The 11,647-nt window shown below is 67.6% G+C and carries 9 protein-coding genes and 1 tRNA gene; 6 read left to right on the top strand and 4 right to left on the bottom strand.

The genetic code is table 11. The features are described from left to right. Window positions 1-35 precede the first annotated feature (35 nt). Complete coding sequence (gene bglX / locus JHC99_RS00835; RefSeq protein WP_292151574.1) at window positions 36-2,393, top strand: beta-glucosidase BglX; 2,358 nt, start codon at window positions 36-38, stop codon at window positions 2,391-2,393. Continuing rightward, window positions 2,390-3,424: an SMP-30/gluconolactonase/LRE family protein gene (locus tag JHC99_RS00830; RefSeq protein WP_292151573.1), complete on the top strand. Its 1,035-nt coding sequence runs from the start codon at window positions 2,390-2,392 to the stop codon at window positions 3,422-3,424. Before bglX ends, JHC99_RS00830 begins: the two co-directional genes overlap by 4 nt. Window positions 3,425-3,431: 7 nt before the next feature. Here JHC99_RS00830 and JHC99_RS00825 read toward each other — a convergent pair whose 3' ends face one another. The 3 genes from JHC99_RS00825 to JHC99_RS00815 all read right to left on the bottom strand — a co-directional run bounded on the left by JHC99_RS00825 (window position 3,432) and on the right by JHC99_RS00815 (window position 6,614). Continuing rightward, a complete protein-coding gene (locus JHC99_RS00825; protein ID WP_292151572.1) occupies window positions 3,432-4,385 on the bottom strand; it encodes a hypothetical protein in 954 nt (317 codons plus the stop codon). Window positions 4,386-4,500: 115 nt separating this feature from the next. Continuing rightward, on the bottom strand, window positions 4,501-5,487 hold the full coding sequence (araD1, locus tag JHC99_RS00820) for an AraD1 family protein (RefSeq protein ID WP_292151571.1): 987 nt from the start codon (window positions 5,485-5,487) through the stop codon (window positions 4,501-4,503). Between the two features lie 11 nt (window positions 5,488-5,498). Beyond that, window positions 5,499-6,614, bottom strand: coding sequence for an aldose epimerase family protein (locus tag JHC99_RS00815; protein ID WP_292151570.1), 1,116 nt, complete (start codon window positions 6,612-6,614; stop codon window positions 5,499-5,501). Window positions 6,615-6,765: 151 nt separating this feature from the next. Here JHC99_RS00815 and JHC99_RS00810 point away from each other — a divergent pair, with 151 nt between their 5' ends. Genes JHC99_RS00810 through JHC99_RS00800 form a run of 3 tightly spaced genes read left to right on the top strand, consistent with a single transcriptional unit; the run spans window position 6,766 to window position 9,830 of the window. Further along, complete coding sequence (locus tag JHC99_RS00810; RefSeq protein WP_292151569.1) at window positions 6,766-8,076, top strand: sugar MFS transporter; 1,311 nt, start codon at window positions 6,766-6,768, stop codon at window positions 8,074-8,076. Between the two features lie 20 nt (window positions 8,077-8,096). Beyond that, window positions 8,097-9,038: an alpha/beta hydrolase gene (locus JHC99_RS00805; protein ID WP_292151568.1), complete on the top strand. Its 942-nt coding sequence runs from the start codon at window positions 8,097-8,099 to the stop codon at window positions 9,036-9,038. A 30-nt stretch (window positions 9,039-9,068) separates the two neighbouring features. Continuing rightward, complete coding sequence (locus JHC99_RS00800; protein ID WP_292151567.1) at window positions 9,069-9,830, top strand: SDR family oxidoreductase; 762 nt, start codon at window positions 9,069-9,071, stop codon at window positions 9,828-9,830. Window positions 9,831-9,895: 65 nt separating this feature from the next. Here the strand turns inward: JHC99_RS00800 and JHC99_RS00795 are convergent. Beyond that, window positions 9,896-9,971, bottom strand: a tRNA-Lys gene (locus tag JHC99_RS00795). Between the two features lie 164 nt (window positions 9,972-10,135). On the opposite strand from JHC99_RS00795, the gene JHC99_RS00790 reads away from it, so the two are divergent. Further along, a complete protein-coding gene (locus JHC99_RS00790) occupies window positions 10,136-11,587 on the top strand; it encodes an amino acid permease (RefSeq protein WP_292151566.1) in 1,452 nt (483 codons plus the stop codon). Window positions 11,588-11,647: the final 60 nt, after the last annotated feature.

Below are 11,647 nucleotides of genomic sequence, written 5' to 3'. Positions count from 1 at the left end.
GCACGCAATTGACAACGTTGTCGGAAGAACAAATCGTGTTGAGACGCATCCTGGTCGTACTGGCTTGCCTGACCCTGTCTGTAGGGGGCGCGGCCGTCGCCCAGCCAGTTGAACAGCCGTCCCAGCGGGTCCGCGACCTGCTCGGCCGGATGACGCTGGACGAAAAGATCGGTCAACTGAACCAGGTGCCGGGCGGTCGTCAGCGCGCGCTGAACTCACGACTGGACGCGGCCACCCTGGACCGGGTGCGACGCGGCGAGATCGGTTCCTTCCTGCATGTGGCGGGTGCCGCCCAGATCCGCGAACTGCAGCGGGTGGCGGTCGAGGAATCACGGCTGGGCGTGCCCCTGCTGTTCGGCATGGACGTGGTGCATGGCTACAAGACCCTGTTCCCCGTGCCGCTGGCCCTGGCCGCCAGCTGGGACCCGGCCCTGGTCGAGCAGACGGCCCGCGTGGCGGCGGTCGAGGCGACGGCCGCCGGGCTGAACTGGACCTTCTCGCCCATGGTCGACATCGCCCGGGACCCCCGTTGGGGTAGGGTCGTCGAGGGGGCAGGGGAGGACCCCTATCTCGGCTCCATCCTGACGACGGCTCATGTGCGCGGCTATCAGGGTTCGTCCCTGGCCGACGCGACCTCGATCATGGCCACCGCCAAGCATTTCGTCGGCTATGGGGCCGCCGTGGGCGGTCGCGACTATGACAGCGCCGACATCACCGACCGGACCCTGCACGAAGTCTATCTGCCGCCCTTCCATGCGGCCGTCAGCGCGGGGGCCGGATCGATGATGACCGCGTTCAACGACATCGCAGGCGTGCCCCTGACCGCCCATCCGGCGCTGGTGCGGGGGTTGCTGCGCAGCGAGTGGAACTATGACGGACTGATCGTCAGCGACTGGAACGCCATCCCCGAACTGCTCAATCACGGAATCGCCGCAACGCCTCGCGAAGCCGGCGCGGCGGCCCTGCGCGGCGGGGTCGACATGGACATGGCGGGCAACCTCTATTCCGCAGAACTGAAGGGCGCGATCGAGGCCGACCCGGCCCTGCTGCCAATGCTGGACGAGGCGGTCATCGCCGTGCTGACCGCCAAGGAACGGCTGGGCCTGTTCGATATGCCGTATGGCCGCGCCGATCCTGCGCGCGAGGCCACCGCCATGCTGACGCCGGAGCATCGCGCGCTCGCTAGGGAGGCCGCGCGCCGCTCGATCGTGCTGCTGAAGAACGACGGCGACCTGTTACCGATCGCGGCCACCGCCCGCCGGATCGCCGTGATCGGGGCCCTGGCCGAGGACGCCAACTCGTCGCTGGGCAGCTGGCGCGCCCAGGGCAAGGTCGAGGACGTGCGGCCGCTGATCCCCGCCCTGCGCGAGGCCCTGCCACAGGCCACGATAACCTACGCCCAGGGCTATCGGCCCCAGGTGGCGCAGGCGATCGCCGTGACCGCGTCCGGCGAGGGTGCCCAGGCGGTACACGAGGTCTCGGACGCAGAAGCCCTGGCCGCAGCGGTCGAGGCGGCGCGTGCCTCTGACCTGGTCCTGCTGGTGGTGGGCGAACATTTCGACCGGTCGGGAGAGGCGCGCAGCTATACCGACATTGGCCTCAGCGCCGCCCAGGATGCGCTGGCGGCCGCCGTGCTCGACACGGGCAAGCCGGTCGTCGTGATCCTGATGAACGGCCGGCCGCTGGCGATCCCGGAATTGGCCGAGCGCGCACCGGCGATCCTGGAGACCTGGTTTCTCGGAGTCGAAAGCGGGCCGGCCATCGCCGATATTCTGACCGGCCGCGTGTCGCCCGGGGGCCGTCTGCCGATCAGTTTCCCGCGCGCCAGCGGTGCTACGCCCCTGACCTACGCACACCTGCCGACCGGTCGTCCGGCCGCCGAGGATCTGGTGCGCGATACGGCCCGGTATCGCGACCAGCCGATCACGCCGCTGTTCGCCTTCGGCCACGGTCTCAGCTACGCTCGGTTCGAGTACAGCGACCTGCTGCTCAGCCAGACCGAGGTCGTGGCCGACGGCCAGGTCGAGGTCAGCGTGACGATCCGCAACACCTCCGCCATCCCCGCCGATGAAGTCGTCCAGCTCTATGTCCGGGACCCGGTCGCCGCCGTGTCACGGCCGGTGCAGGAACTGCGAGGCTTCCGCCGCGTAGCTCTTGCGCCCGGTCAGGCGAAGCGGGTGCGGTTCACCCTGACCCCCGCCCAGCTCGCCTATTGGGACGGCACGGTCGACGGGGGGCGCTGGCGCATCCAGGCGGGCGACATCCAGGTGATGGTGGGCGCATCGTCGGCCGATATCCGCGAACGGACCACCTTCACCATCACATCCGACGGTGTCAGCGCCATCCCGGCCGCCGCCATCCCGACCCCGTCCGCCGAGGAGCCCCGACCTTGAGCCTGTCCCGTCGCCTGGTTATCGCCGGGGCCGCTGCCCTGTCCGCCACCGCCTGCCGGAGCGTCGCCATGCCCGAGGCCCAGACCGTCTATCCGACCGTCGGCCGCATCGTCCGCGACGACCCCGCCCTGGACCGGCTGATCGCGCCGGACGCCACGATCGAGAAACTGGCCGAGGGCTACACCTGGTCCGAAGGCCCGGTCTGGATCGCCGACGGCGGCTATCTGCTGTTCAGCGACGTACCCCGGAACAGGATTCACCGCTGGTCGCCGGCGGATGGGGCCTCGGTCTTCATGGATCCTTCGGGCTTCAACGGCGCCGACGCCTCGGGTTACCGCGAGCCGGGCTCGAACGGCCTGATCGCCGGGCCGGCGGGATCGATCCTGATGGCCGACCACGGCAATCGCGCAATCGCCCGTGTCGATCTGGCCAGCAAGTCCAAGACGCTTCTGGCCACCCACTACAACGGCAAACGGTTCAACTCGCCCAACGATCTGGTCCAGGCCAGCAGCGGCGCGATCTTCTTCACAGACCCGCCCTATGGGCTTGAGGGGATGAACGCCTCGCCGCTGAAGGAACAGCCTCACAACGGAGTCTATCGGCTCGATCCGGACGGCATGGTCACCCTGCTGGAGGACGGCCTGACCTTTCCGAACGGCATCGCCCTGTCGCCGGACGAACGCACCCTCTACGTCCCCGTCTCCGATCCCGAGCGCGCCGTGGTCATGGCCTATGATCTGAGCGCGGCGGGCACGCTGTCCAACGGCCGGGTGTTCAGGGATTTCACCGCCATGGTCGGTGACGCCCATCCCGGCCTGCCTGACGGTCTGGCCATCGATGCCTCAGGACATCTGTTCGTCACCGGCCCGGGCGGCGTCCATGTGCTGACGCCCGACGGCCGTTCCCTGGGTCGCATCGACACGGGCAGCGCCACCGCCAACTGCAAGTTCGGGGGCGATGGCCGGACGCTTTACATCACTGCGGGTTCCAGCCTGGTGCGGGTCAGGACGCTGACCCACGGCTCGCGCTAGGCCGGCATCAGTTCGAGGGGGTCGGTGCCGCCGGCGCGGGCATCGCGGCCCTGACGGGCGTCAGGGTGCAGCCTCCGCCGATCGGCGCGGCGATGGCGCAAGGGATGACCCGGTCGGTGACCTCGTCCTTGACGTGGAAGATGAAGCCGTCCGACCCGGCGCAACGGGCTTCATAGAAGGCGCCATTGGCATTGGCCCCCATGAAGCGGCCGCCGTTAACGTCGCAAGCGGCGGCGTCGGTCCCTGCCAGCCTCGCCTTCATGGTGGCGAACTGTTCTTCAGGCGTCGTGCTGGCGCAGCGTGATCCGGCGCTGACGATGATCCAGCACTCGGTCTTCTCCCAGCCTGCGTCGGTCCGCTTCAGTCGATAGCCGTCCAGACCCGCGCACCCGATCTCATAGACCGTCTGGCCGTTGGCGGTGCCGACCGGCCCGGCGAAATCGACCTGACACTGGATCCCGGCCTCCCGGGCATAGGCGGCAAGCACCGCCATGCCGTTCTGGTTCGCGGGCATGGTGCAGACGAAGGTAGTCTCATCGGCTGGCTTGGCGGCGTCCTGGGTCGCAGCCTGGGCAGCGACGATGCAGCTGACGGCCTGGGGCGGGGTTGAGTTGATCACCAGATAGCCGGGGCCCGCCTGACAAACCGCTTCGTAGATGCTGGCGTTCTCGGCTGTGCGCCCGAGTTGCTTCGCCTCAGCCACCCGGCAATCGGCACCTGCTGCGGTGACGGCGGCCTGGGCATTGGCCAGGCTCTGGGCCGGGGGTTCACGTCGGGTCTGGGCGTTCAGCCGCTGCATGTTGCGCAGGACCTCCCGCTCGGCCTCCATGATGTAGCCCGCGTTCAGTTCATTGGGCGGAATGCCGTTCTCGATCTGCGCCAGCGCCGGACCAGCCGCCGAAAGGGCGAGGGCCGTCATGATCGGAGTGACGAGAAATGCGACGAGGCGAGAGAGGGTCATCACGTCATCCAGTACGGCAATCTGAAAAGTCTGACATGACCGTGAGGGCCATGACAACGTAGGTCAAGCTGTGCCGCGCATTCATTCCGGGCGATGGCGCTCGTCCCAGCGAGCCTTAAAGCCGGCGGACGGCTGCCTGGGATTCGGCCCCGCCTACCAGCGGATTTCTGAGCGGCAGCGTGAACGGTGCCGCCTCGATCTCGAACACATCGCCCACCTGGGTACGCACACCCTCCGAGAAGGACAGGGTGGCGGTCCCGAAGAAGTGGACGTGGACGTCTCCGGGACGGCGGAACAGGTCGTATTTGAAGTGATGGTGTTCGAGGTTGCTCAGGCTGTGGGACATGTTGTCTTCCCCCGACAGGAACGGCCGTTCCCACAGCACCTTGTCGTCGCGCAGGATCCGGCTGGTCCCGCGTAGATCCTTCGGCGGAGTTCCGACGAGCAGTTCCGGCCCCAGAGCGGCCGGGCGCAACTTGGAATGGGCAAGCCACAGATAGTTGTGGCGCTCGGTCACATGATCGCTGAACTCGTTCGCCAGGCAGACGCCCAACCGCCACGGAGTTCCGTCCGGCCCGATCAGATAGATGCCGGCCAGTTCGGGCTCTTCGCCGCCGTCCTGGGCGAACGCGGGCATGGTCAGAGGCTGTCCGGGACCGACCAACTGCGACCCGTCGCCCTTATAGAACCATTCCGGCTGCTGGCCGACCGCGCCGGGGGCAGGCTTGCCGCCCTCCAGCCCTTCAAGAAACATGCGCATCGAATCGGTCTGGTGATCGGCGGCGGCGGCGGCCCGGTGCATCTGGTCGCGACCCTCGGCCGAGCCGAGGTGGGTCAGGCCGGTGCCGGTCAGGCTCAGATGGGCCGGGTCATCATGATCGATGGGGGCCAACAGGCGGCCGGCCTCCAGCGCCGCTTTCAGATCAACGACATCGCCCAGGCCGCGGTGACCGATCACGGCGGCCAGATCGTAACCGGACATGATGGCGTCCCAGGCCAGGGCGCGTACGGTCTCGGCCTCCCTGATGAAGCGGGCGTCGGGTCCATCGGCGGCGATGACCTGTCGGCGGCCGTCATCGGCCCGGTGCTGGAGAAGGCGCATTGAGCGGAGCCTCAGTCTGCGGTGGTGAGGCGATAGACCATCACGTGTCTGTAGGGCCGATCCGGATCGACGCGGGCCGATACGAAGGCCGGAACGTTCGGGGCATTGGGAAATTTCTGGGGTTCAAGCGCCAGGCCGTCGCCCATCCGGTACAGATGCCCGTCCTTGCCGACGAGGGTCCCGTCGAGGAAATTGCCGGAATAGACCTGGACCCCGGGGTCGGTGGTCAGAACCTCCAGCACCCGTCCGCTCTGTGGATCTTCGAGACGGGCCGCGAGCCGGGGCTGGTCCGTCATCCCCTTGTCGAGGGCAAAGTTGTGATCATAGCCCCGCCCGAGGCGAATTTGCGCGTCGCGCGCGTCACGCAGGCCTTCGCCGATGACCCGGGGCGTGCGGAAATCGAACACCGTCCCGGCGACCGGCCGCAGCTCGCCGGTCGGAATCAGCGCCGCATCCACCGGCGTATAGGCCGCCGCCGGTATGGTCAGCCGGTGTCCCTCGATTCCCCCCGGCGCGCCTTCGCCCGCCAGGTTGAAGATCGCGTGGTTGGTCATGTTGACGATGGTCGGCGCAGAGGTCGTCGCGCCGAACGCGATGGTCAGGGTGCTGGTGTCGTCGAGGCTGTAGGTCACGGTCGCGTCGAGTTGCCCCGGATAGCCGGCGTCTCCGTCCGCGCTGGTGTGGGACAGCACGACCCGCGCCTCGGGACCGCTCTCGACCGAGACCACGCGCCAGACCACCTTGTCGAAGGCCTTGCCTCCGCCGTGCAGGGAGTTGGTCGTGTCGTTCAGCGGGAGCTGATAGGTCCGGCCATCCAGGGTGAACCGTCCGCCCGCGATACGGTTGGCATAGCGCCCCACCGTGACGCCGAAATAGTTCGGATGGGTCTCGTAGTTCGAGGCGTTGTCATAGCCGAGCACGACGTCTGCGACGCGGCCGGCGCGATCGGGACCGCTCATCGACTGGAGGGTCGCGCCATAGGTCAGGATACGGGCAGAGACCCCGTGGTCGTTGCTCAGCACGATGGCCTCCACTGCGGTTCCGTCCGTCAGGACACCCGCAGCCTCTCGTCGCGCCTCGGAGGCCGAGCACCCGCTCCAGGACGCCAGCCAGACCATGGCCGTCATTGCCAATCCGGCTCTAACCATCGTTCGTCCCCAACCTTTTTGCGCCGCGCTTGACGCACGGCCTTGGCCTGCACAATAGTCTGACAAATGAGACGAGAGCAAGCAGCCTCGGGGGTCACCCGAGATGTCTGCTGCAGGGGAAACGACCAAGATGGCAGGACCGGTATCGGGCGTGACGGCCCAGGCTCAACCCGGCGCGACCGGGGGACCCGGAGCGCGTGCGGTGCTGTCGCTGCTGGCGACTCTGTTCTTCATGTGGGGTTTCATCACGGTCATCAACAACACCCTGCTGCCGCATCTGCGCAGCGTGTTCGTGCTGGACTATACCCGGACAACCCTGATCGAATCTGTCTGGTTTATCGCCTATTTCGTGGCCTCGATCCCGTCGGCCAAGCTGATCGAGCGGATCGGCTACAAGCGGTCGATCGTCACCGGCCTGGCCGTGATGGCGGTCGGCGCCCTGATGATGGTTCCGGCGGCACGACTGGCCTCATTCGCTCTGGTCCTGACCGCCCTGTTCGTCATCGCCAGCGGCATCACCCTGCTACAGGTCGCGGCCAACCCCTATGTCACGGTGATCGGACCCCCGGAGACGGGCTCGTCGCGACTGAATCTTGTCCAGGCCTTCAACTCCCTCGGAACGACGCTCGCACCGTTGTTCGCGGGGTATCTGATTCTGGGGCGTTCCAGCGGCGGCACGGCCCAGGGCGAGGTCGTGCTGACTGCGGCCGAACGCTATGCCGACGCCCAGTCGGTCATCCTGCCCTATATCATCGTAGCCGTGGTGCTGGCCCTGCTCGCCGTGGTCATCGCCCGCTTCCCCCTGCCGACCATCAACGCCTCGGGTCGTCGCGCCAGCGCCGCAGATCGCAGGGGCCTGTCTCTCTGGAAGCACCGCAACCTCGTCTGGGGCGTGCCGGCCATCTTCATCTATCTGATCGCCGAGATCGGCGTGGCCAACCTGTTCATCAACTTCGTGTCCCAGCCGGATATCGCAGCCATCAGCCAGGAGCAGGCCTCACGTTATCTGGCCATCCTGTGGGGTGGGATGATGGTGGGTCGATTCTTCGGCAGCTGGCTGACGCACCGGTTCCCGGCCGACAAGGTCCTTGCCGTCTTCGCTGTCGGTGCCTTTGTGGTCATGGCGGTGGCGACATTCGCCAGCGGGCCGGTCGCGATGTGGGCGTTGATTTCGGTCGGTCTGTTCCACTCGATCATGTTCCCGACCATCTTCACCCTCGGGATCAAGGGACTGGGGCCGCTGACCGAGGAGGGGTCCGGTCTGCTGATCATGGCCATCGCGGGTGGGGCCCTGGTCGTGGTGCAGGGCTGGCTGGCCGACCGGTACGGTCTGCAGCTGTCCTTCCTGCTGACCATGGTCTGCGAGCTCTACATCCTGTTCTACGCCCTGTGGGGCTCACGCCCGACCCACGCCCTGCCGACCCAATCGCCGGCCGCCTGATGATCGCCGGAGCCCTGACCATGGTTCGCAAATCTACGTTGATCTCGATGGCAATGGCGGGGCTGGTGGCCATTGCCGCCCCAGCCTTGGCCCAGCAATCGCCGATCACCCCGGCCCAGGCACCGGCCGAGCCCGCAGCGATTGTGCTCGGGACTGGCGGCGTCGAGGGATCGACGGCCCCCGAGAGCTGGTTCCACCAATGGGGCGACACCTTCGTGCGCAACGTTTCGGTGGCGACCCTGACCCCGGTCCTGCCCGCTGCAGGCAAGGCCAACGGCGCGGCGGTCATCGTGGCCCCCGGCGGCGGCTTTCGCTTTCTGTCGATGAGCAACGAGGGCTGGGAGGTCGCTCAGGCCCTGGCTGACCGGGGCGTCGCCGCCTTCGTCCTCAAGTACCGCACCCGCCCGACGCCCGCCGACCTCGGAGAGTTCGAGCAAGGGGTCAACGCCATGTTCGCGGGTGCGGGGCCCCGTCCGCCAAGGGCGGCTTTCACGCCCGCCGCCGGCCGTCCCGGGGGAGAGTTGGCCGACCCGGTGAAGGACGCTACCGCGGCCTTCGCCCTGATCCGTGCGCGGGCCTCGGAGTGGGGCGTCGATCCCGACCGGATCGGGATGGTCGGATTTTCGGCCGGCGCCATGACCACCATGGCCACGACACTGTCGGTCCCCGAGACCCGTCCGGCCTTCATCGCACCGATCTACGGCGCATTGGACGCGGTGGATGTTCCTGCCGATGCGCCCCCGATGTTCGTCGTGCTGGCGGCCGACGATCCCCTGTTCGCCAATCGCGGTTTCGGCGTCGTCGAGGCCTGGCAGCGCGCCGGACGGCCGGTGGAGTTCCATCTCTATCAGGACGGCGGCCACGGCTTCGGACTCGGCAATCCGGGCAAGACGAGCCTGGGCTGGTTTGACGTCTTCATGCGATGGATGGAAGTCAACGGCTGGCTCCAGGTCAGGACCTGAACACAGGACATCTCGAAAAGGACAGCCGCCATGGGCGCAGTATATCCCGATCTGGCAGGCCAGACGGTCATCGTCACCGGTGGAGCCGCAGGGATCGGAGAAGCCATCGTCAGGGCCTTCGCAAGGCAGGGCTCCCGCGTCGCCTTCATCGACATTGATCAGGCCCGAGGGTCGGCCCTGGAAGCCGAGATCGTCGCATGCGGCGAGGGCGATGCGGCCTTCTTCCGTTGCGACCTGACGGATATCCCCGCGCTGAAGACAACGATCGATGCCGTCCGCAGCCGCTTCGGGCCGATCGAGGCCCTGATCAACAACGCCGCCCACGACGAACGGCACGCGACGCTCGAGGTCACCGAGGCCTATTGGGACGGTCGCATCGCGGTCAATCTGAAGCACCAGTTCTTCGCGGCCCAGGCCGTCCTGCCTGACATGGTGGCCAACGGACGCGGATCGATCCTCAACCTGGGCTCGACCTCATGGATGATCGGTCAGGGGGGCATGGCGGCGTACACGGCGTCCAAGTCCGCGGTGCTGGGGCTGACGCGATCGCTCGCCCGGGACTTCGGCCAGCACGGCGTGCGGGTCAACGCCCTGGCTCCCGGCTGGATCATGACCGAGCGCCAGCTCGAGAAATGGGTGACGCCGGATTCCGAGCGTGAACTCTACGAACGGCAATGCCTGAAGCGCCGCCTCGTCCCCGAAGACATCGCGCGCGTCGTCGTCTTTCTCACGTCCTCGGAAGCCTCTGCGATCACGAACCAGCAGTATGTCGTCGATGGCGGCTGGACCTGATCATCGTCGCCGACGTCGGCTTGGCCGTGACAGGGTGCCGGCCTGGAATATTCGAAGAGGAACGATGGTGGGTGATGTTGGGTTCGAACCAACGACCCGCTGATTAAGAGTCAGCTGCTCTACCAACTGAGCTAATCACCCGTACCATCATCGCGCGGTCATCAGGGACGCCCGGCGAAGGGGGCGGAGATAGAGACATCGGCGCGGGGATGCAAGGGATTTCCGCCCGGTGTTCCGGTTCGCCGCAGGGCGGTCTAGCATCGCCGCGGAATCGGTCCGGCAAGGGCCATCGGGGGAGTAAGCGAATGGCCTTCTGGAACCGGCGCAAGTCGATCGACGCGATGCACCAGGCGTCGGACGGACCGAGGCTGAAGGCCACCCTGAGCTGGCCGCACCTGCTGGCGCTGGGCGTCGGGGCCATCGTCGGCACCGGCATCCTGACCCTGATCGGCGTGGGGGCGGGGCTGGCGGGCCCGGCGGTGATGATCAGTTTCGCCCTGGCGGGACTGGTCTGCGCCTGTGCGGCCCTGGCCTATGCCGAACTGTCGACCATGATGCCCCAGGCCGGCAGCGCCTACGCCTATTCCTACGCCGTGCTGGGCGAACTGATCGCCTGGATCGTGGGGTGGAGCCTGATCCTCGAGTATTCGCTGGTGGTCTCGGCCGTAGCCGTGGGCTGGTCGGGATACGCCGTGGGCTTCCTGACCGGACTGGGCATAGATCTGCCGACGGCCCTGACCGTGGGACCCCATGTCGCTGGAGGACTGGTCAACCTGCCGGCGGTGGCGATCATCGGCGTGGTGACGGGCCTGCTGCTGCTGGGCACGCGCGAGAGCGCGACGCTGAACGCCATCCTGGTGGTGATCAAGGTCGCGGCCCTGATCGCCTTCGTGGCCATCGCCCTGCCGGCGTTCGACGCGGCCAACTTCACGCCCTTCATGCCCAACGGGTTTGGAGCGCCCGCCCTGCCGTTCGGAGAGCTGATCACCGGCCAGCCTGCGGCGCAGACCGGGGTCATGGCGGCGGCGGCGATCATCTTCTTCGCCTTCTACGGCTTCGACGCCATCTCGACGGCGGCGGAAGAGACGAAAAAACCCGAGCGCGACCTGGCCATCGGCATCGTCGGCTCGATGCTGATCTGCACGGTGCTGTATCTGGTGGTGGCGGCGGCCGCGATCGGCGCACGGCCGGTTGCGAGCTTCGCGGCCAGTCCCGAGCCTCTGGCCCTGATCCTGCGCGAGATGGGGCAGGGGACGGCGGCGCAATGGATCGCGGCCTCGGCGGTGATCGCGCTTCCGACGGTTCTGCTGGCCTTCCTGTTCGGCCAGAGCCGCATCTTCCTGGGCATGGCGCGCGACGGCCTGTTGCCGACGTCGCTGGCGAAGATCTCGACGCGCGGCGTGCCGGCGGTGGTGACGGTGTTCACCGCCATCGTGGTCGCGGCCCTGGCGGGCGTGATGCGGCTCGACGAACTGGCGTCGCTCGCCAACGCGGGCACCCTGGCGGCCTTCGCGGCGGTGGGGGTCTGCCTGATCGTGCTGCGTCTGCGGGATCCGAACCGGGTGCGCAAGTTCCGGGCGCCGCTGTGGTGGCTGGTGGGAGCGATCACCATCGTCGGCTGCGTGCTGTTCTTCTTCAGCCTGCAGCCGCGGACCCAGTTCTGGTTCGTGATCTGGAACGCCGTCGGTCTGGTGATCTACTTCCTGTGGTCGGCGCGGAACGCCCGGCTGGCCAAGACCCCCGACCAGGCCGCCTGATGTCCCGCCGCGACCTGTCGGGCGCCGTCGATTTCGCCGTGCTGGACCGCACGACGGGCG

Source organism: Brevundimonas sp., from assembly GCF_016463485.1.
Taxonomy (GTDB): Bacteria; Pseudomonadota; Alphaproteobacteria; order Caulobacterales; family Caulobacteraceae; genus Brevundimonas.
The sequence above is the reverse complement of the archived record's forward strand: the minus strand, read 5'-3'. Positions and strand labels throughout refer to the sequence as shown.